The organism is Sneathiella chinensis (assembly GCF_012720115.1).
Taxonomy (GTDB): Bacteria; Pseudomonadota; Alphaproteobacteria; order Sneathiellales; family Sneathiellaceae; genus Sneathiella; species Sneathiella chinensis.
Genome location: NZ_VNWN01000002.1, coordinates 1,221,531 through 1,247,125, shown reverse-complemented (window position 1 = coordinate 1,247,125; position 25,595 = coordinate 1,221,531). Strand labels below are relative to the sequence as shown.

The window sequence follows — 25,595 nt, the reverse complement described above, 5'->3', positions numbered from 1 at the left end:
CAAGCCATCTAGCTTTTCAGGATATGCTCGAACGCGGCCAAGGACGCCTTCGCGCCTTCGCTCATGGCGATTACAATCTGCTTGTACGGCACGGTTGTCACGTCACCGCAGGCATAAACTCCCGGCTCGCTTGTCTCGCATTTCTCATTGATGACAATCTCGCCATACGGGGTCTTCTCAACCAGATCGCCGAGGAAATCACTGTTGGGGATCAGGCCGATCTGGACGAACACACCGGACAGGTCCTGAATATGGGTCTGCTCGGTCGCCCGGTCCTTGTACTCGATGGCCTTGACCTTGCCATTCTCGGCAACGATCTGCTGTGTGGCCACGTTCTTGAGGATGCGGATATTGTCGCGGGACGAGGCCTGATCAACCAGCACCTTGTCCGCCTTCAATTCCGGCAGGAATTCATAAACCGTCACGGACTTCACGATACCGGCAAGGTCAAGGGCCGCCTCGACACCGGAGTTTCCGCCGCCGATCACGGCAACATCCTTGCCCTTGAAGAACGGACCGTCACAGTGCGGGCAATAGGCAACGCCGTTACCGACATTTTCCTTTTCACCCGGCACGCCCAGTTCACGCCATTTGGCACCGGTCGCGATAATGACCGTTCTTGTCTCGATCACCTCACCGGAAGACAGGGTCACCGTTTTGACATCGCCCTTCTCAATCCGGTCCACCCGCAGGTGTTCCTTGATCGTGATGTCATAGTCCTTCATGTGCTCCTGCATCTTGCCGACCAGTTCAGGGCCGGTTGTCTTTGGGATCGAGATCATGTTCTCAATACCCATGGTGTCCTTGACCTGACCGCCGATCCGGTCGGCCACCATGGTCACCTTCAACCCCTTACGGGCGGAATAGATTGCCGCTGCAACACCGGCAGGACCGCCGCCGATGATGGTCACATCCTGAAGGGGCAGCGTCTTGCCGCCGCCATTGCCAGCTTCCTTGATGGCCGGATACTGGGCAACCAGCTTGTCAAGCAACTGGGCCGTATCGATCTTGCCGTTGGCGAATACCTCGCCGTTCAGGAAGACCGTCGGGACACCCTGGATGTTCCTCTCCTCGATCAGGTCCTTATACAGGCCCCCATCGATGGTTTCCGTTGTAATGTTCGGGTTCAGGGTCGCGAACTGGTTCAGCGCCTGTACCACATCCGGGCAGTTGTGACAGCTCAGGCTGACAAATACCTCGAATTTCAACTCTTCCTGAACATTGGTGATCAGGGACCGGATACCTTCGTCCAGCTTCAGCGGCGTTCCGGAAGAATGCAGGATCGCCAGCACCAGCGAGTTGAACTCGTGTCCGCCGGGAAGGCCGGAAAACTGGATGCCGTTTGGCTGTCCGTCCACTTCCAGCATAAAGCTGATCGGGCTGCGCAGCTGGCCGTTTGTGTCGCGCTCTTCCACGGACAGCTTGTCCGAAACCGACGCAATATCGGTCAGGAATTTCAGCAGTTCAGGACGTTTTTCGTGATCACCGGTTTGCAGAACCAATGTCACGGTATTTGTCATATTGGCGGTGTAACCCTTGAGGGCATTCAGAATATCATTCGTTAACATGTTTCTGCCTTGATCTTTACTGTTCAGGAGGGAGGCCGCGGGCGGGGTTCCGCCCGCGGCCAGTCTCAAGCGTTACCTTAGATCTTGCCGACCAGGTCCAGGCTTGGTGTCAGGGTTGCCTGACCTTCTTCCCATGCTGCCGGGCAGACTTCGCCGTCGTTGGCGGCAACATACTGTGCTGCCTTGACCTTACGGACCATGTCCTTGGCAGAGCGGCCGATACCCAGATCGTGGATTTCAGCAACCTTGATGATGCCTTCCGGGTTGGCAAGGAATGTACCGCGAAGCGCCTGACCGGCTTCTTCGATCATCACGTCGAAACCGCGTGTGATCTTGCCAGTGGTGTCGCCCAGCATCGGGTAGGTGATCTTGCCGATGGCGTCACTTGCGTCGTGCCATGCCTTGTGAACGAAGTGGCTGTCTGTGGAAACGGCGTAAACTTCAACACCGAGGCCCTGCAGTTCTTCGTAGTGGTTGGCCATATCTTCCAGTTCAGTCGGGCAAACGAATGTGAAATCTGCCGGGTAAAACAGGAAGATTGACCATTTGCCTTTTACATCTTCAGAAGAGATGGTTTTGAACTCGCCATTGTGGAAAGCTTCAGTAGTAAACTCTGGAATGGACTGGTTGATTTTAGCCATTGTACATGTTCTCCAAGTAACGATTAATCTAAACGTTTAACGTGTATTTCAACGTCGATCTGGAATGTATGCACTTGCACCGATAATGTAAATTGAATAAAATAAATAATGTTGATCTATTTTTTAGAACATAGTTTATGATTTCACTCAAACAATTGACCTATGCGCTGGCCGTCGAGAAAACCCGCCATTTCAAGCGGGCGGCGGAGCTGTGCAATGTGTCCCAATCCGCCCTGAGCACCGCCATTGCCGAGCTGGAAAACCAGCTTGACCTTCAGATTTTCGAGCGGGACAACAAGAAGGTCCTTGTCACCCCCCTTGGAGAACAGGTGCTGGAAAAGGCCCGCGCCATCAAACTGGAAGTGGATGACCTCTATCTGCTGTCCCGCACCCGGAACACCCCCCTTGGATATCCCATGACCATCGGGGTCATCCCGACCATTGGCCCCTACCTTCTGCCCAAGGTGCTGCCTGAAGTCCGGCGGCAATACCCGAATTTCAAACTGTCGATCCTTGAGGATCAATCGCATATTCTGGTGGAAAAGGTGCGCACGGGCGAGATTGACACGGCCATCCTTGCCCTGCCCTATGCCCATGACGGGCTATTGGCCTTTGAATTCTGGCAGGAGGATTTCTACGTCATCACCCATGCGGATGACGTCAAGGACGGACAGACCGAAATTACCAGCAAGGAAATGAATGCGGGCCGTCTTCTTTTGCTGAAGGATGGACATTGCCTGAAGGATCATGCGCTTGCGGCCTGCAAACTGCCGCCGACGGAAATGGACCACTCGCTAGCCGGGACCAGCCTGAACACCCTTGTCCAGATGGTTGCGGGCCGCATGGGCACCACCCTTGTTCCGCAGATGGCGCTTGATCAGGTCCTGCACGAAAGTTCTGATCTGAAGGCCCTGCACCTGAACGAACCCGGTCCGCACCGCAATCTGGCCTTTATCATCCGCCCCAATTATGCGGGCACTGCCAATATCGAACTTCTGATGTCGCTCTTCACTGAACAGCTTGAAAAACACTGCCTCCCGCATCCCTGAAGCTGTGCGCGTCAAATTCCGATAATCGGCTGAAGAAGGCGGCTGAAAATGCCTGAGAATTTCAAGGGCCCATCCGTCGCGATCAAACAAATACAATCCTGATCCGTGTCCGCAACCGGCTGATGGTGGATTTCATTATCCAGATCGGCGATATCCCCTTTCTGGAACCGGCCGATTTCATCGATATAGGACCCTTCCAGAATCAGGGTCAGTTCCTGACCACTGTGGGAATGTTCCGGTATGCGGGTCCCCGGTGCGATCTTGAGAAGCCTGAGGGCACTGCCCTTCCGCTTTCCACCGGGTTGCGGCAGGGGATAATGACTGATCCCCGGGACCAGCCTTTTCCACGGCACCTGATCAAGGGGCACCGGCATATAATCGGCCAGCGGGCGCGGCACACTGCCAATCGCTGGCCCCGCGAGGGAAGACACCGCCCCCTGTTCCGCCGTTTCGGTCCGCGGAGTGGCCATGATCTGGTCCAGCAGCGCGGCATCCTTGTCCTTCTCGCTGTGGCTCAGGGGTTCTGTTTCCTCAAGGTAAAGGGAGGCAACCTCCTCCATCATGGCGACGCTATCCCGGCAGCGCGGGCAGATCGCCAGATGCGTGGCCACCGCCACCGACAGGGACGGGGCAAGCGTTCCGCCCACATAGGCCATCAGGGTATCGTCAGCAATGTGATGCCGTATCGTCATTGCATCTTCTCCACTTCTGCACGAATTTTTCCAAATGCCAGCCGGATGCGGGATTTCACCGTCCCGAGAGGGACCCCCAGTTCCTCAGCGATTTCCCCATGACTTTTCTCCTCATAGAAGGACATGGTGATAATACGCAACTGCTCTGGCGGCAGGACGGACATCGCCTTTCGGATCAGGGCGCTATCCTGCTTGCGGGCCATATTCTCTTCCCCCGTTTCAGGGGCGGCCGGGATAAATGAGGGGTCTTCCGGGTCCGGTTCCGGGCGGGCCTCCTTTCTGAGGCGGTCAATCTTGACGTTGCGCGCAATGGTATGGATCCAGGTGGACGCCGACGATTTTTCCGGATCAAAAAGATGCGCCTTTCTCCACACCCGCAGCAAGGTTTCCTGCAGGACTTCCTCGGCGGCACTAGCCCCCAAACCGTTTTTCAGCATAAAGGCCCTGAGGCGCGGCGCCATCTCCGCAAAGATACGGGCAAAGGCGTCCCGACTGCCCGTGGCACCCAGTTCACAGAGATCGGCGGACAGTCCTCCCTGTTTTTCCTGCGGCGTTTCGGTCTTTCCCGAAATTCCCTCTGGAGGCGTCATATAGTGGAATTCCCTCAGCACAAGTTCCTCATCTGTCGGGCATTATACCGTGATACGGGGGCCTGTCGAAACCGGATCACAAAAATAAAAAAGAAGTGATCTGCCCCTCCGATGTCAACGTAAATTAAGACAGTGATGAAAGGATAAAGGTTCTGTTCATGAAAGACGTTGCAGTCATAGGGAGTGGTATTTCCGGTTTGTCGGCGGCATGGTTACTGTCGCTCAACCACCGGGTAACCCTGTTTGAAAAAGATGACCGCCTTGGCGGCCACAGCAATACCACCACCGTTGACGGCAACAACGTGGATACCGGATTTATCGTCTATAACGACACAAATTATCCGAACCTTGTTGCCCTGTTTGACCATCTCGGCATCCTGACCCAGCCTTCAGACATGTCGTTCAGCGTTTCGCGCGATGAAGGCGCCCTTGAATATGCCGGACATTCCCTTGGCGGCATGTTTGTCCAGAAACGGAACCTGTTCCGCCCGTCCTATCTTGGCATGATGAAGGATATCCTCCGGTTCTATCGGGAGGCCCCAATGCTGGCGGCGGACCCTGAAAAAAGCGCCATGACACTGGGGGACTATCTTCATGCCGGTGGCTATGGCCGGACCTTCATACAGGATCATATCCTGCCCATGGGGGCCGCCATCTGGTCCACCCCAGCACAGGAAATGCTGGAATTTCCTGCGGTCAGCTTCATCCGATTTTGCGAAAATCACGGTCTGCTGCGCCTGAAAGATCGCCCTCGCTGGAGAACCGTAACCGGCGGCAGCCAACAATATGTGTCCCGGATTTCTGACTTTCTGGGGGATGGCGTTCGCCTGAACAGTGCGGTCAGCAAGGTCAGACCGGACCGCAAGGGAGTTCTTATTGAATGCCGGAACGGATACAGCGCCCGCTTTGACGAAGTTGTAATCGCCACCCATGCCAATCAGGCCCTGTCCCTTCTTGAAACACCGGATACTCTGCACCGAAAGCTGCTGGGGGCGTTCCGATACGCGAAAAATCTGGCAATCCTTCATACCGACCCCTCCCTGATGCCACGGCGCCGGGCCGCCTGGTCCAGTTGGAACTATCTGGCCCGAACCGATGCCGCCGCCCCCGACACGAACCTGTGTGTCACCTACTGGATGAACCGGTTGCATGACCTGACCGGCCCCAAAGACTATTTTGTCACCCTGAACCCGATCCATGCCCCGGCCGAGGGCACGGTGCTTCGCAGCTTTCCTTATGAACATCCCGTGTTTGACCCGCAGGCGATGGAAGCACAACGTCTGCTCTGGAGCCTGCAGGGGCAAAACAAACTCTGGTTTTGTGGCAGTTATTTCGGGTATGGTTTCCATGAAGACGGCCTGCAATCCGGTCTGGCTGTCGCGGAAGCTCTGGGCGGCGCCTTGAGACCCTGGCAGACCCGGCCCCATCAATCGCGGATTTGCCTGCCTGACAACTATGTCGAAACAAAACTGTCCAAGGTGGGATAGGAATGAACAGCGCACTCTATTTCGGAACGGTCATCCACCGGCGCCTGTTTCCGGCCTCGCACCTGCTGAAATACAATCTCTTTTACATGCTGATCGATCTGGACGAGTTGGCGGACCTGTCCCGGAAAGTCCGTTTCTTTTCCGTCGGGCGGCCCAATCTGGTTTCCTTTCGCCCCACCGATTTCGGGGATGGCAGCCCTACCGACCTGAAACAACAGCTTCTTGACCTGTTTGAAAGCCGGGCTCCGGCTGCCCCCATCGAACGCATCTCCCTGCTCTGTCTGCCCCGGATTCTTGGATATGTCTTCAACCCGATCAGTGTTTACTTCGGCCATGACAAGACGGGGCGGGTTCGGGCTGTCACCTACGAGGTCAGCAATACCTTTCGCGAACGCCACTGGTATGTGTTTGACCTAGGGGTTTCCCCTGCCGAACCGAATGGAAAAACGCCCTTTCGCCATGGCTGCGACAAGGCGTTTTACGTATCGCCCTTTCTGGAAATGGACTGTCGGTATGATTTCTCTCTGCTGCCACCGGCGGAACGTCTCGCGCTTGGTATTCGCCAGTCGAGACAGGGAAAACCCGTCCTCAATGCCTCTTTCACCGGAAAGCGGGTTCCCCTCACCTCGCGCAGCCTTGCCGGTGCCCTGATCCGCATTCCGTTTGCCAGCCTGAAAATCATGGCTGGCATCCACTGGGAAGCCTTTAAAATCTGGCGGAAAGGTATTCCCGTCATTCCCCGCACAACCCCCGAGGTATCCCCCCCTCAAGAAACCGCCCTCGCGGGCAAACCGCTGGAGAAATAAATGTCGGATACCACGTCCCAATCCGGGCTGAACAAACACCCGTCGGCACGCCCCCTATCCGGCCCAAAGGCCGGTTTCAGAGATCCGTGGCTGCGCAGCCTGTTCGCCGTTTTGAAAGCCCGCACCCAGACCGGTCAGCTTTCCGTCTTTCTGCCCGATGGGACCTGTCATCAGTTTGAAGGGAAGACAATTTCCGCCACCACCCCCAAGGCGGTGATCCGGTTCCACACTCTGTCCGCCCTCAAGCATATCCTGAAGCACGGCGATATCGGTCTTGGCGAAACCTATATGGATGGCCTGTGGTCCAGTCCCGACATCAGTCAGTTGATCGCCTTTGCCCTTGTGAATATTGGCACGCCGCCCCATTCGGGCGCGGGACGGGTCTTTACACGTCTTCTCAACGGCCTGCATTTTTTCCGGCACCGCAACTCCCGGACCGGCAGCCGCCGGAACATTGCCTATCACTATGACCTTGGGAATGACTTCTACACATTGTGGCTTGATGACAGCATGACCTATTCATCGGCCCTATTCCCAAGTCTGGACACCCCCCTGCTTGAGGCCCAACAGAATAAATACAGAAAAATCGCAGAGATAGCCGGTATCGACGGTCCGTCAAAGGTTCTTGAAATCGGATGTGGCTGGGGCGGGTTCGCTGACTATGCCCTGCAGGCTCACAACGTCCATATCGACGGGATCACCCTGTCCCGCGAACAACGGGATTATGCCCTTGCCCGCCCCTCCCTCGCGGAACGGCCTGAACAGGCAAACATCCTGCTGAAAGATTACCGCGATGTGACCGGCAGCTATGACGCCATCGTTTCCATCGAGATGTTCGAGGCCGTGGGGGCCGAAAACTGGGACACATGGTTCCAGACCGTCCGCCACTGCCTGAAACCCGGCGGGAAGGCCGCCGTTCAGGTCATTACAATCGATGAGCGCCGGTATGAGCGGTACCGGAAGGTTCCCGATTTCATCCAGAAATATATCTTCCCCGGCGGTCACCTGCCGACCAAATCCGCCTTTATTGAGAAGGCCGGGCAATACGGGCTAACCGCCCGGACCGCCGCCGAGTTTGGTCAGGATTACGCAGAAACCCTGCGCCAGTGGAACCAGCGTTTCCAAAATTCATGGGAGACAATCCGAAGCTTGGGGTTTGACGATCGGTTCAAGAGAATGTGGGAATTCTATCTGCAATATTGCGAGGCGGGCTTTCGCCACCGATCCATCGACGTGGTGATATTCGAACTGTCCTGACCGGGACGACTGACGCCCCGGTCAGCCCCCTTTACTTTACAGGGCCATGCGGCGTTTCACGAACCGGATCATTCCCCCAATCAGGGGGATTTTGGCGTAAAAGTGGGTTGAGGCATCCCAGTAATCCACATGGGATACAATCTTTCCTTCCGCGTCGAACGTCACCTCGGACAGGCCCACAAAATCAATGGGGCCAAGATGGCGGTTCTGCCCGGTAAAGCGCCATTTCAACAGGACCTGCCCTTTGCCGCTTTCCCAATAGGGCGGATAAACATGAAAAGCCGGGTCCGACACATGGTCGAACATCTGGCGGAAAAGCTGTTTGACCTTGTCCCGCCCCCGAACCTGATTGAAAGGGTCTTCAAAATAGAGGGCGTCACCGGCCAGCCCATCCAGATCGTCAACCGTTTCCGGGGACAGGGTTTCAAAATACCGGGCATAGGCTGCACAGGCCTTTTCAATCATATCCGGAGAGGTCATTTTCTCGTCGCTCGCCTTACAAGATAAAGGGAAAGGGCATATGGCAATAATTTCATCAGTTTCAGCAGAAAGACAAACCGTGTTGGAAAGGCAATCTCGAACCGGTTGGATGCCATACCGCGCACAATCCGTCTTGCGGCCTCTTCCGGTTCCATCAGGAAGGGCATGGGAAAGCGGTTCCCTGATGTAAGCGGCGTCCGCACAAATCCCGGATTGACAACCTGCACCCGGATATCGGTTCCCGCCAGTTCCACCCGCAAGGCCTCGCAATGATTGATCAAGGCTGCCTTGCTCGGCCCATAGGCAAGGGACAGCGGCAATCCCTGATACCCGGCAACTGATGCCACGATAACAAGATGCCCCCGGCCCTCTGCCTGAAAATGGGGCAGCACCGCCTCGATCACCCGCACGAGGCCAAGATAATTGATATCCATGACCTTCCTCGCCCGCGCGGCACTGTAATTTTGCACGGACATGGGCTCATAAATCCCGGCATTGAGGATAACACAATCCGGGCCGCGCCCCTCCTTGAACAGGGCGTCCGCGACAGATCGGACCTGCTCCTCATCGGCGATGTCCAACGGAACAGCCCGCAGATGATCCGGCTTTTGGGACGCCAGTTCCTCAAGCGCCGATTGCCGCCGGGCACTCACCACAACGGACTGATCACGCCCCGCCAGTTCCAGCGCCAGATGGCGCCCGATACCGGAGCTTCCCCCAATGATCCAGACTGATGGTTTCTCGCTCAACACGGTTTCCTCACCTGATTTGATGGCTTTTACGCCGGACAGTTGCGATCGGATCAAAAATTTTTGGCGATCCGTGATCCAGACACATAACCTGATCGTAATATGACTATCAGACAAGGGGTTTGTCCGGTTTCCTTCCCTCTTTCACCGGGCACCCCCGTCTCCCCCGAGTGAGCACCGTCAGGCGCTTACTCTGAAGCCCTTGCGTTACCTGGACCGCAAGGGCTTCTTTTTACCCGTCCATTTATCCCCCAACCCTTTGCCGTTCATTGTCCTGGGGTGTAATGTTGAAAGGGACTTACCGATTTTCCATCCAACGGGCGCACTAAAATGGACGTACATATTACCCTTCTCACCCTTGGCGGACTGTTCGCAATTGGCCTTGCCACGGACGCCATTGCCCGGCGTTTTCACCTGCCCCGGGTGACCCTGCTGATCCTGTTTGGCGTATTGGCAGGCCCCGGCATTTTCAACATCATTCCCGGGCAAGTCGATGGATGGTACGACCTGCTGGCCACAACCGCCCTCACCATGGTGGCGTTTCTGCTGGGCGGTTCCCTCACCAAGGATCAAATGCTGGCCCATGGCCGCCAGATCATGGCCATTTCAATTTCCGTGGTCATTGTGACCATTCTTCTGGTCTCCGCCGGGTTTATCCTTGCCGGGTTTGATCCGGCCCTCGCCCTTGTGCTGGCCGGGATCGCAGCGGCCACAGACCCCGCAGCCATCCGGGACGTCATCCGGCAATATGGCTACAAGGGGTCCTTTTCCGACACCCTCAAGGGGATTGTCGCCATTGACGATCTGTGGGGATTGCTGGCCTTTTCCTTCCTGCTGGTCGGGGTCAATGCCCTTGGCGGCAACGGGACAACGGATGTTCTTCTGGAAGGGCTGTGGGAACTGGGCGGGGCCATCGCGGTTGGGGCTGGCATCGGGCTTCCCGCTGCCTATCTGACGGGTCGCCTGAAGGAAGGGGAACCCATGCAGATTGAAGCCCTTGCCGTGGTTTTCCTGTGTGCGGGCCTGTCTGTCTGGCTGGGTGTTTCCTTTCTGTTGGCCGGTGTGGTCGCAGGCATGATTGTTGTCAACTTCGCCAGCCATCACACCTATCCCTTCCATGAAATCGAGAATATCGAAGGCCCGTTCATGATGCTCTTTTTCGTGTTGGCGGGGGCGTCTTTGGAAATGGAGCATTGGCAGGAGTTTGGCTTCCTGATCATGGCCTTTGTTTTCCTCCGCACCTTGTCGCGGATTATCGGCGGATGGATTGGCGCCCGGATTGGCAAGGCCCCCGCCAGCTATGGCCACTGGATGGGGACCGCCATGCTGCCGCAGGCCGGGGTTGCCGTTGGCATGGCACTGGTCGCCGGGAACAAGCTGCCCGACTATCGGGAGGTCATTCTGTCCGTCACCATCATGACAACGATCCTGTTTGAGGTTTTTGGCCCGCTGGTCACGCAAATTGCCCTGTCAAAGGCAGACAGCCCGTCGGAGACCTCGCAAACGGACGAAGGAACCGGTTAAACCATGCTGTCCGTTCGCAATCTTCGAAAAACTTTTCCCACACCGCAAGGCCCCCTGATCGTTCTGGATGGCGTCAATCTGGATTTGCAGCGCGGGGACAGCATGGCCCTGATGGGAGAGTCGGGAAGCGGGAAAAGCACCCTTCTTCATCTGATTGCCGGCCTTGATAGCGCCGATAGCGGCACCATCCTCATCGACGATCAGGACATTAGCCGGTTCAATGATGGGGAACGCTCCCGCCTTCGCAAGAAAAAGCTGGGGCTCGTCTTTCAGCAATTCAACCTGATCCCCAGCATGACCGTTGCCGACAATCTGGCGTTTCAGGCCCGCCTGTCAAATCGCCATGACCCCGACTGGTCGGCCTTTCTGGCGGAGAGCCTTGGCCTGTCCGGCCTTCTGGACCGCTACCCCGAACAGCTTTCCGGCGGACAGCAGCAACGGGTTGCCATTGGCCGGACATTGGGGGCCAGACCGGACCTTGTGCTTGCGGATGAGCCAACCGGCAATCTGGACGAGACCACCGCCCATGAGGTTCTGGAGTTGACCTTGCACCTGATTGCGAAAACCGGCTGCGGCCTGCTGATGGTCACTCACAGCAGCAACCTGGCCCGCAACCTGAACCATCAGGTCACCCTGCACCGGGGGCGCGTCACATGACGGACGCCTTCTGGTGCCTCCGTGCGCTGCTGGGCTATTGGCGGCGGAGGCCCCTTCAGTTCCTGACCCTGTTCGCAGGATTGATTACCGCCACCGCCCTCTGGAGCGGGGTCCAGGCCATTAACAGTCAGGCCCGGCAAAGCTATGACAAGGCCGCGGCCCTGATGGGCGGCGATGCCCTGCCGTTCCTTGCGGCCATCAAGGGTACGGATTTTCCCGATAGCCGCTTTGGTGAATTCCGGCGGGCAGGTGTTTCCGTGTCCCCCGTTCTGGAAGGAAAAATTGAGGTTGCAGGCAGAACCCTTCGCATCATCGGGATTGATCCTGTCAGCTATCCCCGCGATCAGGGTGGACTGACCGTAGGCGAGACCACGGAAGACCTGATCCGCTTCCTTGATCCGGGGCGAACCTTGCTCAGCCCCGCAACGAGCACCCTTCTGACCAGCGGGCCTGCCCCCATGCGAATGCTGGCAGAACACGGAATTCCCCCCCTGACAATACAGCCATCCATGCCGGATGATGTTCTGGTCATGGATATGTTTCCTGCACAAGCCGTGCTGGAAAGGATGGGCTTTGTTTCGAAACTTGTTGCCACCAACCCCACCGCACTGGCCCATGTTTCACCGACCATGCTGAGGGAGGCAGGCTTGAAGATTGTCCAGCCCGAGGAAACGATCAGCATGGATGGCCTGACAGACAGTTTTCACCTGAACCTGACGGCTTTCGGGATGCTGTCATTCATTGTCGGGCTTTTCATGGTGCATTCGGCCACGGGCCTTGCCTTCGAACAAAGGCGCCCCCTGATCCGAACCTTGCGCGCCTGCGGCATTTCGGCCCGAAAACTGACACTGGTTCTGATTGCCGAACTGATGGGCATGGCGCTTTTGGGCGGGGCCATCGGAATGGTCATGGGCTACCTGATCGCCGCCGCCCTGCTACCGGATGTTGCCGCCAGCCTTCGGGGCCTTTACGGCGCGTCAATCGGCACCGACCTGTCCCTTGGGCCCGGCTGGTGGCTTCTTGGCCTTGGCATGAGCCTTGCCGGTGCCCTTCTGGCAACTGCAAACAGTCTGCACAAGGCATGGCGGCTTCCGGTTCTGGCCTCTGCCGCCCCCATGACATGGTACCGGCAACAGAAATACTGGCTGCGGGGACAGGCGATGGCGTCTGTTTTCCTGTTCGGAATTGCCGCCCTTGTCCCGCTTCTGTTTAACGGTCTTGTCAGCGGCTTTGTGATGATCGGGGCGCTCCTGCTGGGGGCGGCCCTGTTGCTGCCCTTTGTTCTGTCGATCCTTGTGGGCATTGCCGGGAAACTCGCCCGGCATCCCCTGCCGGAATGGTTCTGGGCGGACAGCCGGCAACAGATTTCGGGCCTGTCCATGGCCTTGATGGCCCTGATGCTGGCGCTTTCGGTCAATATCGGTGTCGGCACCATGGTTGAAAGTTTCCGGCTGACCTTTACCGACTGGCTGGAAAGCAGGCTGGTTTCCGATCTGTACATCAACGGCCTGAACCCTGACCAAGCCAATGAACTGTCACGGAACCTTGGTCAGACCTCTGCGGGGAATGCCCTGCTGCCCATTCGAAAGGTGGATCAGGTTATGGCCGGATGGCCGGTGGAAATCTATGGGTTTCAGGATCACAAGGCCTACCATGATCACTGGGCCTTCCTGCAAGCCACCCCCGACCATTGGAAACAGGTGGCCGCAGGCACCGGCGTTCTGGTCAGCGAGCAACTGGCCCGCCGGATGAACCTGTCCCTGAACGACCCGCTTCCCGGTCTTCCCGGTGCAAGCTCCCGCACCGTCACAATCAGCGGGATCTTTCCCGACTATGGCAATCCGAAGGGCATGATCATGATGGCCATTGATCGTTTTGATGCGCTCTGGCCCGATGCTCCGGCGGACCGGTTTGGCCTGTATCTGGACCCGAAACCGGACAGGCAGGGCTATACCCGGCTGATATCCGACATCACCGACCGATACGCCCTGACCCCGGACCAGATAACCGATCAGGCCGCCCTCAAGGCTTATTCCTTGCGCATTTTTGACAAGACCTTTGCCGTGACCGTCGCCCTGAACAGCCTGACCCTGATGGTCGCCGGGACGGCGTTGCTGACAGGTCTTCTGTCATTAAGTGCGGCACGGTTGCCCTTTCTTGCCCCGCTTTGGGCCATGGGGGTAACGCGAAAACATCTTGCCTTTCTGGAACTGGCAAAGTCTTTGTCCCTTGCCGCCTTCACCGCGCTTTTTGCCGCTCCGTTCGGTCTGCTGCTGGCGTGGTGTCTGGTTGCCATCGTCAATGTGGAGGCCTTTGGTTGGCGTCTTCCCTTGCACTGGTTTCCCGGTCAATGGCTGACCCTATTTCTGTTGGCCCTTTTAACCGCCTTAATCGCCAGCCTCTATCCTGCCCTCAGGCTGTATCGCATCCGACCTGAAAAACTGCTGAAGGTTTTTGCCGATGAACGCTAGACCCCTTCTTGTCCTGTTGGCCCTTGTCACCCTTGTCGCCCTTGTACCGGCGTCCCTGCCCGCGCAAGGCTATGGGGGCCTCGGCACCACACCCGATGCGGGATATGAAACCGTTCTGCCGGACAAGCCCCTGACCTTTCCCCAAGATCACAGCGCCCATCCCGGTTTTCGCATTGAATGGTGGTATGTCACCGCAAATCTTGAAGACCAGAACGGTGTGCCCATGGGCCTGCAATGGACCCTGTTTCGCAATGCCCTGACACCGCAATCCGAACCGTTAGAGGGATGGGGAAACCGGCAATTCTGGCTGGGACACAGTGCCGTGACCACGAAAAGCACCCATTATTCCGATGAGCGGTACGCCCGCGGCGGTGTGGGGCAAGCTGGTGTTTCGCTTTCGCCCTTTGCCGCGTGGATCGACCAATGGCAAATGACCGGGCTGTCCGTGCCGCCCAAGGATTTCTTGCACAAAATCCGGCTACAGGCCACGTCCGACACGTATCAATATGATGTCACCCTCACCGCAAAAGGCCCTCTCATCCGTCACGGGCGCAGCGGATACAGCATCAAGTCCGACGAAGGTCAGGCTTCCTATTATTACAGCCAGCCCTTTTATGAGGTCAGCGGACTGATCATCCTTGACGGCGAAAGACACACGGTTCGGGGCAAGGCATGGCTGGACCGGGAATGGAGCTCCCAGCCCCTTGCCGAGAACCAGTCCGGGTGGGACTGGTTTTCCCTGCATCTGGAGGATGGGCGGAAACTGATGGCGTTTCAACTTCGCCATACGGACGGAAAAACCTATTCTTCCGGCACCCTGATCAGCACGGAGGGAAGCGCCGCCCCGCTTGCCCCGGAAGCCCTGTCCTTCACGCCCCTTGAAAAAAGCACCGTCGCGGGGCGGGAGATCCCGACAAAATGGCGTGTCTCCGTCCCCGGTGAGGGCCTGTCCCTGACGGTCACGGCCCTGAACCCGCAAAGCTGGATGGAGAACAGTTTCGGATATTGGGAAGGCCCCGTGCGCATTGACGGGGCCGCTGGTGGGGTTGGCTATCTGGAAATGACAGGCTACTGACCCGTCAGAACCATTTCAGCTTTCTGAACAGCCACACCTGCAACCCGACCAGCGCAATCAGGATGGCGCAGAATATCCAGAAGGAAAGCTGGTTTTCCGCCCCCGGAATGCCGCCAACGTTAATCCCCAATAAACCGGTTAAAAAACCCAAAGGCAGGAAAATCGCGGCAATAACCGACAGCACATACATGTTCTTGTTCAGACGATCCGCCAGCACGTTGGCGATTTCGTCCTTGATAATCTGGGACCGCTCCCGAATGGCGTCCAGATCTTCCACATACCGGGTGACATGGTTATGGCTTTCCGTCAGGTGGCGAAGATGCTTTTCGGTCATCCAGCCCGGCTCGCTCATGCGAAGCTGCCCGATGGCATCCCGTTGCGGGGCCATATAGCGACGGAACCGGATTGCCTGCATCCGCACATTGACAATGGCCTCGCGAAGGGACGGGTCAGCACCATCCAACAGGCGTTCCTCGACAAAGTCCGTCTCGTCATCCAGTTGGGTGACGAAGGGCTGCATTCTTTCAAACAGCCGGTAAATCAGGTCGCATATGAAATCGCCTGTATTCTTCGGCCCCTTCCCGGCTTTCAGGCTGTTATCGATATCCGTGACCGCCTTCAACCGCCTCCGCCGGGCGCTGATGATCCGTTTGCCATCAACCCACAGTCGGATCGACACCATGTCTTCCGGGTCGGCATTCTCGTTCAGGTTGACACCGCGCAGGAACAGCAGGGTGCCGCCTCCCGCCTCGGCCATGCGGGGGCGTGTTTCATCGGCCACCAGTGCTGCCACGATATGCGGGTCCAAAAAGGGGATTTCCCGGTTCATCCAGTCTTCGGTATCCGGATGTCCCGCATCCAGATGCACCCAGACAGGTTTATCCCCGTCCAGTGCCGCCCTGATCCCGGACGGCGCCACGGCTTCAGCCCCGCCTTGTCCGTCAAGGCAGTAGGCTCTCAAAATATGTTCACTCATGTATCGACCTTGCGTCTTTGCACATGCAGATCCAACTGCGGATAGGGGATAACAATGCCGTGATGCTTGAATTTCTTCCAGACGGACCGCATCACGTCGCTTTGCGGCTCCAGCCGGCGATAGGACACATCATCCACCCAGAAGGACAGCATGAAATTAACCGAACTGTCGGCAAAGGCCCTAAGGACACAAACCGGCTCTGGCGTGGTCAGGCAGCGGGGATGCTCCCGCGCTGTCTCCAGCAACAGGTCGCGCACCAGCTCGATATCGGACTCGTAGGACACCCCGATATGCACATCAATCCGGCCCCGTTTGCTGCTATAGGTCCAGTTGGTAACCCGGCTGGTGATGAAATCCTCGTTCGGGACCATGATTTCCTTGCCATCGAAGGTTTCAATCAGGGTATATCGCGCGCCCATATGCCGGACAAAGCCAAGGATGCCGTCTCCCAACTCCACCAGATCGTCAATTTCGATGGATTTTTCGAACAACAGGATCAGGCCGCTGATGAAGTTCGAGGTGATTTTCTGCAAGCCAAAGCCGACACCGATACCCACGGCACCACTGAAAATGGCCAGCGCGGTCAGGTCGATCCCCAGAATATCAAGCCCGATAATGAAGGCCAGGAAATAGACAATGATCTGGGACAGCTTGGTCAACAGGGCCTTGCTGGTTCCCTTGACCCCGTGAATGGCCTTGATCCGCTGCTCGCCAAATTCGGAAACGATCCCGGCCAGCCAGAACAGGACAACGACCGTGAAGGATGCCTTCAGGATCGAATAGGCGGAAAGGCGTGTTGCCCCCAAAAAGAAGGTCAGGGGTTCAGAATCCAGAAACGTAATGACAGGTTGAAGATATCCCAGATACCCCGATATGACCATTCCGGCGATCAGCACCACCAGAAGAAGTTTGGCAACCCACGCACGGGGTTTGAGCAACGAGGGCCAGAAACGTTTCATTGCCGTTCAAAATCCACTTTCTTGATCAAGGTCATCTTTGCATCGTAAATGTAGTATAAGGTGATTTTTATTCGGTTGTCCTATGGAAATTGTCGGGATCATGGACAATTCGCCTGATCCCCAACAATGGAAAGGCAGATATGACCCCACTGGAAACGGTTACCGCCCTGCTGGGCTGGAGTGCCCTGATCAATATCGGCCTCTTGCTGGTGGCCACCCTGTGCCTGATGTTCATGCGCGGCTGGATTGTGCCACTTCATTCCCGGATGTTTGGCGCGAACGAGGAACAGCTTGCCCTTGTTTATGTCCAGTATCTCGGCACCTACAAGATTGCCATTCTGATGCTGAACCTCGTTCCCTATATCGCCCTGAAAATCATCTCAGGGTAAGCCCGCTCCGGTCTATCGCCGTGAAGGCGCCCGCTGCAGGCTTCGTTCGATATGCTCGATGACCTGACCGGCGATATTCTTGCCGGTGACGGTTTCAACCCCTTCCAACCCCGGAGAGGAGTTGACCTCCAATACCTTTGGCCCGTCATTGGAGCGCAGCAAGTCCACACCGGCAAATCGCAGCCCAAGGGACTTGGCCGCCTTGACGGCTGCGGTCCGCTCTTCCGCTGTGATCCGCACCTTTGACGCAGACCCGCCCTGATGCAGGTTGGAACGGAATTCGCCTTCTTCGGCCTGACGCTTCATGGCGGCAACGACCTTGTTGCCGATCACGATGCAGCGAATATCCGCACCCTTGGATTCGGCAATAAACTCCTGCACCAGAATGTTGGCCTTCAGGCCCCGGAAGGCCTGAATAACGGATTCCGCTGCCTTTTGCGTTTCCGCCAGAACCACGCCGCGCCCCTGTGTGCCTTCCAGCAATTTCAGGACCAGCGGGGCCTTGCCCACGGATTGCAGCATATCGCGGATATCCGACGGGGAATGGGCAAAACCGGTGACCGGCATGCCAATCCCGGCGCGGGCCAGCAACTGGTGTGCAAACAGCTTGTCCCGCGAACAGCCGATCGCCTCGGCGGTATTCAGGGTGTAGACGCCCATCATTTCAAACTGGCGAACGATTGCCATTCCGTAGAAGGTGATGGAGGCACCGATACGCGGGATAATGGCGTCATATTCCGGCAGGGACATGCCCTGATAATGGATATCCGGCTTCTTGGACGTAATGTTCATATAACAGCGGGTGGTGTTGATCACATCCACGGAATGCCCGCGGTTGACCGCCGCATCCACCAGCCGCGCCGTGGAGTAATTCTCCGGCTCCCGGCTCAGGATAGCAATCCGAAGCTTCTTCTCCCCTTCGGAACGGACATTGACCTGATCATAGATATTCGGTGACAACTCCCCGCACAGCATGGAGCGATCCGGGTCGATGATCATACGCCCGGACATGGTGGAGCGCCCGATCAACATGCGGTACTGCATGTCCTCCCGATTGGCCAGCGACATCTCGACGGGCCATTCCTGACCGGCGATGCTGAAATGGGTGCGAATGATGAAACGCTCTTCGCTTTCGCCGTTGGAACTGGTGATGTCCCGGACATCGACAACCTGTGCGTCGCACTTGATCTCCACCTCCGGACGGTCCGGCAGGGGATGCACAACAAAGCGAACACGTGTCACCCCGTCCTTGTCGTAGGGTTCGATATTGACCGCATGCAGCGCAGAGGTTCGCGCCCCTGTGTCCACCTTGGCCTTGATCGCAAACAATCCCATTTCCGGAAGGGAGACCCACTCGTCCCATCCTACGACAATTGACTGGTTTTTCTGTGCCATGCCATGCTCCAAACAAGAATTCTTTTTACCGACCCACTTTATCGGTCGCTCCAGTTACAGAGCAATTATACTTTTGTAAATTGTTATTGTCCCCATACGGGGATATTTAAGCCGCCCGGAGGCGTTCCCGTCAAGTTACGGCCTGACTTTTCCCGGCCTCGCATTGTGTTCCCCCTAAACAACTGATAGATATATTCCGAAAGTCCAGAACAAGAGAAACAGACTAGTGACACAGGACCAGACCCTCCTTTTTGCAATACTTGCCATCCTTTTTGCCTTATTGATCTGGGGGCGCTGGCGATACGATCTTGTTGCTTTTCTGGCTCTTCTGGCCTCTGTTTTGGTCGGTGTCGTTTCCTTTGACAACGCCTTTTCCGGCTTTGGCCACCCGGCCACCATCATCATTGCCTTTGTGATCGTCATCAGCCGCGGCCTGACCAACAGCGGCGTGATTGAACTGGTGGCCAGCAAGGTGATCGACACCTCCCGCACCCTGTCCCTTCATATCAGTGTCATGGCCGGTTTTTCCGCTGCCCTGTCCGCCGTGATGAACAATATCGCGGCGCTGGCCCTGCTGATGCCCATTGACCTGAAAGCCGCCCAGAAAGCAAAACGCAGCCCCGGCCTCAGCCTCATGCCGCTGGCCTTTGCCTCCATTCTCGGGGGGATGCTGACACTGATCGGGACCCCGCCCAATATCATCATTGCCGCCTATCGCGAGAAAACCGCCGGCGAACCGTTCGGCATGTTCGATTTTTCACCCGTTGGCGGACTGGCTGCCCTGACCGGTGTTCTGTTTGTCGCCCTGATCGGCTGGCGCCTGATCCCCAAGGCCCGCGGCGAGGCCGATGCCAGTGCGGAACTTCACGGACTGGAAGATTACATTTCAGAATTGCGGGTCAGCGAGAAATCAGAAGCCATCGGAAAAACCGCCGGGGATTTCGACGACCTGACAGACGAGCATGACATCCAGATTCTCGGCATCATCCGCAATGGCCAGCGGCTGCCCGGCATTGCCCGGCGCGCACCGATCCGCGAAGACGACCTGCTGGTTGTTGAAGGCGGCCCGGAAGGCATTGAGGCTTTTCTTGGCGCCCTCGCCCTTGAATATGTCACCTATGACGACACCGAGGACAAGAAGCGCCCTGCCCGGGACCTTGAACTGCGGGAAGTGGTGGTGCCGCCCGGATCCTTCGTTGATGGCCGCATGGTCAAAAGCCTGGATGTCCTCCGCCGTCAGGGGGTCAGTATTCTTGGCATTTCCCGGCAGGGACAACGGTTCCGCCAACGGATTGCCCATGTCCAGATCAATGCCGGTGATATTCTTTTGCTGCTGGGGTCGGACAACAGCCTGACCGAGACAACCGCCAACCTTGGCACCCTGCCGCTGGCGGAGCGGGGCCTGCAAATTGTTCAGCGGAAAATGGCCGGGCTGTCCGTCGGTATCTTCGGCGCGGCCATTTTTGCGGCGACCTTTGGCCTGATCCAACTTCCCATCGCGCTTGGCCTTGTGGTGGCGGCCTATGTGCTGTTCGGCATCGTTCCCATCCGCGAGGTCTACCGGTCCATCGAATGGAGCATCATTGTCCTGCTGGGATCGCTGATCCCCATCGGGGCCGCCCTTGAAACCAGCGGCGGCAGCGCGCTTCTTGCGGGGGCCCTTCTGACCCTGACCGAAGGATATGCACCATGGATCGCCCTGACCTTGCTGATGATCATGACCATGACCATCTCCGATATCATGAACAATACGGCAACCGCCGTGATGGCCGCCCCTGTCGCGGTTGAGGTGGCGGACAGGCTTGGCGTTAATTCCGATCCCTTCCTGATGGCCGTCGCCGTCGCCGCATCCTGCGCCTTCCTGACCCCGATCGGGCACAACAACAACACCCTGATCATGGGACCGGGCGGATATTCCTTTGGTGATTACTGGCGCATGGGCCTGCCACTGGAAATCCTGATTGTTGCCGTCTCCGTACCGGCTCTGCTGTGGTTCTGGCCTTTATGATAGCGGGGTGCGGTCAATCTTGCCCGCATCCAGAACAGGGGCAGCGTCAATATCCGACGCCTCCATCATACCGGTAACACGCTGCAGGACAGCCACCATCATGCTCTGCTCCCAGGTTTCCAGTTTCAGGAACCTGTCAGAAAAGCGGTCATGCAGCGCCTCAGGCGCACTGGACAGCAAAGCCCGACCGGTCTCGGTCAGGGCCACATAAACCTTGCGGCGATCTGCCGCCCCCCGCACCCGGTGCACCAGCTCCCGCTGCTCCAGACGATCCAGAAGACTGCTGATGGTTGCCTGTGTGAGATTGACTTCCTTTGCAATCTCCCCGGCGGTCAGGTCCGTGGATTGCTCAATAGCCTGCAGCACCAGAAGCTGCGAGATGGACAACCCTGTTTCCTTCGCAAGTTTCCGGGCGTTCAGGTCTGCAGCCCGCATAATTTGGCGCAACGACACAAGCGCATCATTCAATTGATCCATTTCAACCCTCAATCAAACGGTTCCGTGGGAAATCAGGAGCAGTCTCTCTGATCTGCACGTTTTAACAAAAAACCTTTGTAAACCAAACATTTTCGGCCCTCCCCCTCCCTGCAGAAATAAAACAAGCGCTGGAGCGGTCCGCCTAAAGAACAGTTCCGCCCCCAAACTACTTTCTGTGAAAGAATTATTAAATTTTCAAACTATTTTTCCAAAAGCATCCTGACGCACCGCACCCCAAACCCCTAACAAAACTGCAAATAATGGCCTTATTCCGCAAATTTTAACAAAACAAGACCGAAACATCCTGTTGACAAAATACTTCGAATGTCTATGTATTTTACGAAACTTATGGAGGAGGAAACGGGAAGAAAGTTCTTCTTAGTTAGATTTTCAAAAAAATGACTATTCAAAATATCCAACCACAAGTTCGCCCTGCACCCCATTCCCGAAAAGCTGTCAGCATCGGCTACCCAAGCGCAGAGGACGGCGCAGTCGTCAATGACATGATCGCCCGGTGCAAGCCACTCGATGAAAATTCGCTCTATTGCAATCTGCTGCAATGCAGCCACTTTGCGGAAACCTGTGCCCTTGCCCGAATTGACGGTGTGCCTGTGGGATTTGTGTCTGGCTATATCCGGCCAGACGCCCCGGACACCCTGTTCATCTGGCAAGTCGCCGTAGCGCCCGAGGCCCGCGGCATGTCCCTTGGCAAACGTATGATGCTGGACATTCTGTCGCGGGACGCCTGCGACGGAGTGACCACCCTTCACACCACCATCACCAGCAGCAACAAGGCATCACAGGCAATTTTCCAGTCTCTGGCAAATGCGCTCGACACATCCGCCGCGCAGCAATCCGGCTTTGACCGGGATCGCCACCTTGCCGGCTCCCACCCCAGTGAAACCCTGTGGGTCATCGGCCCCTTTGACCGGTTCGCCCTGCGCGACCGGAGGAAAGCGGCCTAAATCGCAACCGGCCTGCCAAACCTTCACCCTTCCCAGAATCACGACACAAGAGAATGATACCATGAGTATTTTCGAGAAACTTGAATCTGGCGTACAAAGCTACGCCCGCTCCTTCCCGGTTGAGTTTGACAAGGCCGAAGGTGCCCGCCTCATCACCCGGAACGGCGACAGCTATATTGATTTTCTGGCCGGTGCCGGCAGCCTGAATTACGGGCACAACCACCCGGCCCTAAAAGATGCCCTGATCGACTATATCCAAAGCGGCGGCATCACCCACGGACTGGACATGCACACCCGCGCCAAGGCCGAATTCCTGCGCGCCCTTGATGAAACCATCCTGTCCCCACGGGACATGACCTATAAGGTGCAATTCACCGGCCCCACAGGCACCAACGCGGTTGAAGCCGCCCTCAAGCTGGCCCGAAAGGTAACCGGCCGCCAGAACGTGATCTGCTTCACCAACGGTTTTCACGGGGTTACGCAGGGCGCCCTGGCCGCCACCGGCAACACCCACCACCGGGGCGCCGCCGGTGTCACCCTGTCCGGGGTCACCCGCATGCCTTATGACGGCTATCTCGGTGACGGCTTGAACACCACAGAATATCTGGACCGCGTCCTTGGTGACAACAGCAGCGGTGTCGATCACCCTGCCGCTGTACTGGTCGAGGTTATTCAGGGCGAAGGCGGCCTGAATGCCGCCAGCATGGACTGGCTGCAATCGCTGGAACAGGTCTGCCGCAAGCACGATATCCTGCTTATTGTGGACGACATTCAGGCGGGTTGCGGACGCAGCGGCACCTTCTTCAGTTTCGAGCCAGCCGGCATCTCGCCCGACATCATTTGCCTGTCCAAGTCCCTGTCCGGCATGGGTCTTCCCTTCGCCATCCTGCTTGCGAAACCGGAATATGACGGCTGGAAACCGGGCGAGCATAACGGCACCTTCCGGGGCAACAACCATGCCTTTATCACCGCCGCCGCCGCCCTTCGGGAATTCTGGTCGGACGACACCTTCATCAAGGAGGTCCGCGCAAAAATTGCACTGGTCACCCAGCGCCTTGGCGACATCGCCGTTGACTATGGCAATGGCCGGATCTCAACCCGTGGTCGCGGCATGATGCAGGGACTGGTTTTCGAAAACGGGGACATGGCCGCCAAGGTCTGCCGCCTCGCTTTTGAGAACGGCCTTGTCATTGAGACAAGCGGCCCTGATGACGAAGTGGTCAAGTGCCTGTGCCCCCTGACCATCTCCCGCGAAGACCTGACGGCCGGGCTGGACACACTGGAGGCAGCGGTGGCCACCATTTTTCCGAAAACAACCATCCTTGCGGCGGAATAAACACCGCCGCCCTGACACCGTCAGGACAAAGCAATACAAAGAAAAGAGAAAGAGAAGAAAATGATTGTCAGAACATTGGCTGAAGCAGAAAAAACAGATCGCCGCGTCACCTCCGAAACATGGGAGAGCACGCGCCTTCTCCTGAAGGATGACCAGATGGGTTTCTCCTTTCACATCACCACCATTTATGCCGGCACCACCACCGAAATGTGGTACCGCAACCATCTGGAAGCCGTTTACTGCATTTCCGGTGAAGGGGAAATCGAATCCATCGCGGATGGCAAGGTGTACCCCATCGCACCGGGCACCATTTACGGCCTCGACAAACATGACAAACACATCCTGAGGGCCAAAACGGAACTGAAACTGGCCTGCGCCTTCAACCCCCCGGTCACCGGGCAGGAAGTTCACGACGAAACCGGCGCCTATCCGGCAGACCCGGACGCGAATGCGGCCTGATCCGGCGGACCGGGGCGGACCGCCCGCCCCTTCCGGCTCCCCTCAAAGGGGCAACCACCGGACGCTCATAGTGGATTAACAGAACAAGGAACAGAACCATCACCTGCTCTGAAGTAACACTCACACAGGACGCCAGCCCCCGGCACACTGTCAACAAGATCGGCGGCACATCCATGTCGGAAACGGACGCCGTTCTGAACAATATCCTGATCGGCAACCGGACCGGGGACGAATATTATAACCGTATCTTTGTGGTGTCAGCCTATGGCGGCATGACCGACCTGCTGCTGGAAAACAAGAAGACCAATGAGCCGGGCGTATATGCGCTGTATGCCGGATCGGAAAACGACTGGACGTGGAACGAGGCCCTGTCCGCCGTCAATGAAACCATGCGGGGCCTCAACCGCCGGATTCTGGAAGACACGGCCGACATCGAGATTGCCGACCGGTTCGTTGAGGACCGCATTGAGGGCATCAGAAGCTGTCTTCTGGACCTGCAGCGGCTTTGCTCGTTCGGGCATTTCCAACTGGAAGAGCATTTGCTGTCCGTCCGCGAAATGCTGAGCGGTGTCGGCGAGGCCCACAGCGCCCACAACACCATGCTGCTGCTGCGCCGCAAGGGGGTCAATGCGGTTTTCGTGGACCTGTCCGGCTGGCGGGAAACCAACACAAAGCCGCTTGATGACAGGATCACGGACGCCTTCAGCAGCATCGACCTGACACGGGAACTGCCCATTGTGACCGGGTATGCCCAATGCCGGGAAGGACTGGTTGGCCTGTACGGACGCGGCTACAGCGAGGTGACCTTTTCCCGCATTGCCTGCCTGACCAATGCAGAGGAGGCCATCATTCACAAGGAATTCCACCTCAGCAGTGCCGATCCCAAAATTGTCGGCACGGATCAGGTCCGCACCATCGGCCAGACCAACTATGATGTCGCAGACCAACTGTCCAATATGGGGATGGAAGCCATTCACCCCCGCGCCGCAAAAGGCATGCGACAAATGGGAATTCCGCTCAGGATCATGAACACGTTCGAACCGGACCACAAGGGAACGATCATTTCCGAAGACTGGCAGAGCGACGAAGCAAAAGCCGAAATCGTCACCGGAATACCCACCGCCTATGAAATTGAGGTTTTCGATCAGGATATGGTGGGGATTCCTGAGACAGCGGAAAAGGTCACCCGCGCCTTTTCCCGCTTCAAGGTCTGGACAGTGGCCAGAAATACAAACGCGAACACCCTGACCCATTATGTGACGGCCCCGCTGAAACAGGTCAGGCGGATCGTCGCCGCCCTTCAGGAGGACCTGCCATCGGCCGGAATTCGCACCCGAAAGGTCTGCCTTGTTTCTGTGATTGGCTCCAATCTCGGAACACCGCATATGTTTGCAAAGGCCGTGTCCGCCCTGTCTGACGCAGGCCTCGACCTGCTGGCGGCACAACAACCCAGCCGCAAGGTGGATATGCAGTTCATCCTGCCAGAAGCGGCCTTCAACGGGGCCATATCCACCCTTCATGAAGCGTTGGTTGAAAGTCCGCCCCAAAAGGCGACCTCTCGAAAGAAAGCCGCCTGAGGCCGGAC

Annotated in this window: 24 protein-coding genes; 14 read left to right on the top strand and 10 right to left on the bottom strand. The window is 57.1% G+C overall.

Features of this window, described 5'->3' with window-relative positions; genetic code table 11:
• Window positions 1-8: 8 nt before the first annotated feature.
• Complete coding sequence (gene ahpF, locus FQB27_RS05875; RefSeq protein ID WP_169559899.1) at window positions 9-1,568, bottom strand: alkyl hydroperoxide reductase subunit F; 1,560 nt, start codon at window positions 1,566-1,568, stop codon at window positions 9-11.
• Between the two features lie 77 nt (window positions 1,569-1,645).
• On the bottom strand, window positions 1,646-2,209 hold the full coding sequence (ahpC, locus tag FQB27_RS05870; RefSeq protein ID WP_169559898.1) for an alkyl hydroperoxide reductase subunit C: 564 nt from the start codon (window positions 2,207-2,209) through the stop codon (window positions 1,646-1,648).
• Window positions 2,210-2,346: 137 nt separating this feature from the next.
• Here ahpC and FQB27_RS05865 point away from each other — a divergent pair, with 137 nt between their 5' ends.
• Complete coding sequence (locus FQB27_RS05865; RefSeq protein ID WP_169559897.1) at window positions 2,347-3,258, top strand: hydrogen peroxide-inducible genes activator; 912 nt, start codon at window positions 2,347-2,349, stop codon at window positions 3,256-3,258.
• 11 nt (window positions 3,259-3,269) lie between these two features.
• Here the strand turns inward: FQB27_RS05865 and FQB27_RS05860 are convergent, their stop codons facing one another.
• Together FQB27_RS05860 and FQB27_RS05855 are read right to left on the bottom strand one after the other, a co-directional pair.
• Window positions 3,270-3,950, bottom strand: coding sequence for a ChrR family anti-sigma-E factor (locus FQB27_RS05860; RefSeq protein WP_169559896.1), 681 nt, complete (start codon window positions 3,948-3,950; stop codon window positions 3,270-3,272).
• Window positions 3,947-4,540: a sigma-70 family RNA polymerase sigma factor gene (locus tag FQB27_RS05855; protein ID WP_169559895.1), complete on the bottom strand. Its 594-nt coding sequence runs from the start codon at window positions 4,538-4,540 to the stop codon at window positions 3,947-3,949. The genes FQB27_RS05860 and FQB27_RS05855 overlap by 4 nt, the downstream gene beginning before the upstream one ends.
• Before the next feature lie 158 nt (window positions 4,541-4,698).
• Here FQB27_RS05855 and FQB27_RS05850 point away from each other — a divergent pair, with 158 nt between their 5' ends.
• Genes FQB27_RS05850 through FQB27_RS05840 form a run of 3 tightly spaced genes read left to right on the top strand, consistent with a single transcriptional unit; the run spans window position 4,699 to window position 8,090 of the window.
• Window positions 4,699-6,027 carry an NAD(P)/FAD-dependent oxidoreductase gene (locus tag FQB27_RS05850; protein WP_169559894.1) on the top strand — a complete coding sequence of 443 codons (1,329 nt, stop codon included), beginning with the start codon at window positions 4,699-4,701 and terminating at the stop codon, window positions 6,025-6,027.
• Window positions 6,028-6,029: 2 nt separating this feature from the next.
• Window positions 6,030-6,833, top strand: coding sequence for a DUF1365 domain-containing protein (locus FQB27_RS05845; RefSeq protein WP_169559893.1), 804 nt, complete (start codon window positions 6,030-6,032; stop codon window positions 6,831-6,833).
• Window positions 6,834-8,090 (top strand): SAM-dependent methyltransferase, encoded by a 1,257-nt coding sequence (locus tag FQB27_RS05840; RefSeq protein ID WP_169559892.1) that lies wholly within the window; start codon window positions 6,834-6,836, stop codon window positions 8,088-8,090. It begins immediately after the preceding gene.
• A 36-nt stretch (window positions 8,091-8,126) separates the two neighbouring features.
• Here the strand turns inward: FQB27_RS05840 and FQB27_RS05835 are convergent, their stop codons facing one another.
• Window positions 8,127-8,570 (bottom strand): nuclear transport factor 2 family protein, encoded by a 444-nt coding sequence (locus FQB27_RS05835; protein ID WP_169559891.1) that lies wholly within the window; start codon window positions 8,568-8,570, stop codon window positions 8,127-8,129.
• The gene (locus FQB27_RS05830; RefSeq protein WP_206374350.1) at window positions 8,567-9,436 is read right to left on the bottom strand and encodes an SDR family NAD(P)-dependent oxidoreductase; all 870 of its coding nucleotides are present in this window, start codon (window positions 9,434-9,436) and stop codon (window positions 8,567-8,569) included. Before FQB27_RS05830 ends, FQB27_RS05835 begins: the two co-directional genes overlap by 4 nt.
• 213 nt (window positions 9,437-9,649) lie before the next feature.
• Here FQB27_RS05830 and FQB27_RS05825 point away from each other — a divergent pair, with 213 nt between their 5' ends.
• From FQB27_RS05825 to FQB27_RS05810, 4 genes are read left to right on the top strand one after another with little or no spacing between them, the layout of a single operon-like run.
• The gene (locus tag FQB27_RS05825; protein WP_169559890.1) at window positions 9,650-10,843 is read left to right on the top strand and encodes a cation:proton antiporter; all 1,194 of its coding nucleotides are present in this window, start codon (window positions 9,650-9,652) and stop codon (window positions 10,841-10,843) included.
• A gap of 3 nt (window positions 10,844-10,846) precedes the next feature.
• Window positions 10,847-11,500, top strand: coding sequence for an ABC transporter ATP-binding protein (locus FQB27_RS05820; protein ID WP_169559889.1), 654 nt, complete (start codon window positions 10,847-10,849; stop codon window positions 11,498-11,500).
• Window positions 11,497-13,971 (top strand): ABC transporter permease, encoded by a 2,475-nt coding sequence (locus FQB27_RS05815; protein WP_169559888.1) that lies wholly within the window; start codon window positions 11,497-11,499, stop codon window positions 13,969-13,971. Before FQB27_RS05820 ends, FQB27_RS05815 begins: the two co-directional genes overlap by 4 nt.
• Window positions 13,961-15,046 (top strand): lipocalin-like domain-containing protein, encoded by a 1,086-nt coding sequence (locus FQB27_RS05810; protein ID WP_169559887.1) that lies wholly within the window; start codon window positions 13,961-13,963, stop codon window positions 15,044-15,046. Before FQB27_RS05815 ends, FQB27_RS05810 begins: the two co-directional genes overlap by 11 nt.
• A gap of 4 nt (window positions 15,047-15,050) precedes the next feature.
• Here FQB27_RS05810 and FQB27_RS05805 read toward each other — a convergent pair whose 3' ends face one another.
• Together FQB27_RS05805 and FQB27_RS05800 are read right to left on the bottom strand one after the other, a co-directional pair.
• Entirely contained in the window at window positions 15,051-16,022 is a 972-nt protein-coding gene (locus FQB27_RS05805; RefSeq protein ID WP_169559886.1) for a zinc transporter ZntB, read from the bottom strand.
• Entirely contained in the window at window positions 16,019-16,981 is a 963-nt protein-coding gene (locus tag FQB27_RS05800) for a mechanosensitive ion channel family protein (protein ID WP_169559885.1), read from the bottom strand. The genes FQB27_RS05805 and FQB27_RS05800 overlap by 4 nt, the downstream gene beginning before the upstream one ends.
• A 140-nt stretch (window positions 16,982-17,121) precedes the next feature.
• Here FQB27_RS05800 and FQB27_RS05795 point away from each other — a divergent pair, with 140 nt between their 5' ends.
• The gene (locus tag FQB27_RS05795; protein ID WP_169559884.1) at window positions 17,122-17,370 is read left to right on the top strand and encodes a DUF6868 family protein; all 249 of its coding nucleotides are present in this window, start codon (window positions 17,122-17,124) and stop codon (window positions 17,368-17,370) included.
• Between the two features lie 12 nt (window positions 17,371-17,382).
• Here the strand turns inward: FQB27_RS05795 and rimK are convergent, their stop codons facing one another.
• A complete protein-coding gene (gene rimK, locus FQB27_RS05790) occupies window positions 17,383-18,765 on the bottom strand; it encodes a 30S ribosomal protein S6--L-glutamate ligase (protein WP_169559883.1) in 1,383 nt (460 codons plus the stop codon).
• Between the two features lie 226 nt (window positions 18,766-18,991).
• Here rimK and FQB27_RS05785 point away from each other — a divergent pair, with 226 nt between their 5' ends.
• A complete protein-coding gene (locus FQB27_RS05785) occupies window positions 18,992-20,773 on the top strand; it encodes an SLC13 family permease (protein ID WP_169559882.1) in 1,782 nt (593 codons plus the stop codon).
• Here FQB27_RS05785 and FQB27_RS05780 read toward each other — a convergent pair.
• A complete protein-coding gene (locus FQB27_RS05780; protein WP_169559881.1) occupies window positions 20,768-21,250 on the bottom strand; it encodes a MarR family winged helix-turn-helix transcriptional regulator in 483 nt (160 codons plus the stop codon). The two genes, FQB27_RS05785 and FQB27_RS05780, sit on opposite strands and share 6 nt — an antisense overlap.
• 398 nt (window positions 21,251-21,648) lie before the next feature.
• On the opposite strand from FQB27_RS05780, the gene ectA reads away from it, so the two are divergent.
• From ectA to FQB27_RS05760, 4 genes are all read left to right on the top strand, one after another.
• A complete protein-coding gene (gene ectA, locus FQB27_RS05775) occupies window positions 21,649-22,215 on the top strand; it encodes a diaminobutyrate acetyltransferase (RefSeq protein WP_169559880.1) in 567 nt (188 codons plus the stop codon).
• Between the two features lie 61 nt (window positions 22,216-22,276).
• Window positions 22,277-23,551 (top strand): diaminobutyrate--2-oxoglutarate transaminase, encoded by a 1,275-nt coding sequence (gene ectB, locus FQB27_RS05770; protein WP_169559879.1) that lies wholly within the window; start codon window positions 22,277-22,279, stop codon window positions 23,549-23,551.
• Between the two features lie 60 nt (window positions 23,552-23,611).
• Window positions 23,612-24,010 carry an ectoine synthase gene (locus tag FQB27_RS05765; protein WP_169559878.1) on the top strand — a complete coding sequence of 133 codons (399 nt, stop codon included), beginning with the start codon at window positions 23,612-23,614 and terminating at the stop codon, window positions 24,008-24,010.
• Between the two features lie 98 nt (window positions 24,011-24,108).
• The gene (locus FQB27_RS05760) at window positions 24,109-25,587 is read left to right on the top strand and encodes an aspartate kinase (RefSeq protein ID WP_284347808.1); all 1,479 of its coding nucleotides are present in this window, start codon (window positions 24,109-24,111) and stop codon (window positions 25,585-25,587) included.
• The last annotated feature ends 8 nt before the right edge of the window (window positions 25,588-25,595 follow it).

Excerpts from the sequence above, each read along its gene's own strand:
- FQB27_RS05865 (WP_169559897.1), top strand. The coding sequence starts at position 2,347 with ATGATTTCACTCAAACAATTGACCTATGCGCTGGCCGTCGAGAAAACC.
- FQB27_RS05825 (WP_169559890.1), top strand. The coding sequence starts at position 9,650 with ATGGACGTACATATTACCCTTCTCACCCTTGGCGGACTGTTCGCAATT.
- FQB27_RS05845 (WP_169559893.1), top strand. The coding sequence starts at position 6,030 with ATGAACAGCGCACTCTATTTCGGAACGGTCATCCACCGGCGCCTGTTT.
- FQB27_RS05810 (WP_169559887.1), top strand. The coding sequence starts at position 13,961 with ATGAACGCTAGACCCCTTCTTGTCCTGTTGGCCCTTGTCACCCTTGTC.
- FQB27_RS05835 (WP_169559891.1), bottom strand. The coding sequence starts at position 8,570 with ATGACCTCTCCGGATATGATTGAAAAGGCCTGTGCAGCCTATGCCCGG.
- ahpF (WP_169559899.1), bottom strand. The coding sequence starts at position 1,568 with ATGTTAACGAATGATATTCTGAATGCCCTCAAGGGTTACACCGCCAAT.
- FQB27_RS05805 (WP_169559886.1), bottom strand. The coding sequence starts at position 16,022 with ATGAGTGAACATATTTTGAGAGCCTACTGCCTTGACGGACAAGGCGGG.
- FQB27_RS05765 (WP_169559878.1), top strand. The coding sequence starts at position 23,612 with ATGATTGTCAGAACATTGGCTGAAGCAGAAAAAACAGATCGCCGCGTC.
- FQB27_RS05850 (WP_169559894.1), top strand. The coding sequence starts at position 4,699 with ATGAAAGACGTTGCAGTCATAGGGAGTGGTATTTCCGGTTTGTCGGCG.
- rimK (WP_169559883.1), bottom strand. The coding sequence starts at position 18,765 with ATGGCACAGAAAAACCAGTCAATTGTCGTAGGATGGGACGAGTGGGTC.
- FQB27_RS05815 (WP_169559888.1), top strand. The coding sequence starts at position 11,497 with ATGACGGACGCCTTCTGGTGCCTCCGTGCGCTGCTGGGCTATTGGCGG.
- FQB27_RS05840 (WP_169559892.1), top strand. The coding sequence starts at position 6,834 with ATGTCGGATACCACGTCCCAATCCGGGCTGAACAAACACCCGTCGGCA.
- FQB27_RS05800 (WP_169559885.1), bottom strand. The coding sequence starts at position 16,981 with ATGAAACGTTTCTGGCCCTCGTTGCTCAAACCCCGTGCGTGGGTTGCC.
- FQB27_RS05780 (WP_169559881.1), bottom strand. The coding sequence starts at position 21,250 with ATGGATCAATTGAATGATGCGCTTGTGTCGTTGCGCCAAATTATGCGG.
- ahpC (WP_169559898.1), bottom strand. The coding sequence starts at position 2,209 with ATGGCTAAAATCAACCAGTCCATTCCAGAGTTTACTACTGAAGCTTTC.
- FQB27_RS05795 (WP_169559884.1), top strand. The coding sequence starts at position 17,122 with ATGACCCCACTGGAAACGGTTACCGCCCTGCTGGGCTGGAGTGCCCTG.
- FQB27_RS05860 (WP_169559896.1), bottom strand. The coding sequence starts at position 3,950 with ATGACGATACGGCATCACATTGCTGACGATACCCTGATGGCCTATGTG.
- ectB (WP_169559879.1), top strand. The coding sequence starts at position 22,277 with ATGAGTATTTTCGAGAAACTTGAATCTGGCGTACAAAGCTACGCCCGC.
- FQB27_RS05820 (WP_169559889.1), top strand. The coding sequence starts at position 10,847 with ATGCTGTCCGTTCGCAATCTTCGAAAAACTTTTCCCACACCGCAAGGC.
- FQB27_RS05855 (WP_169559895.1), bottom strand. The coding sequence starts at position 4,540 with ATGACGCCTCCAGAGGGAATTTCGGGAAAGACCGAAACGCCGCAGGAA.
- ectA (WP_169559880.1), top strand. The coding sequence starts at position 21,649 with ATGACTATTCAAAATATCCAACCACAAGTTCGCCCTGCACCCCATTCC.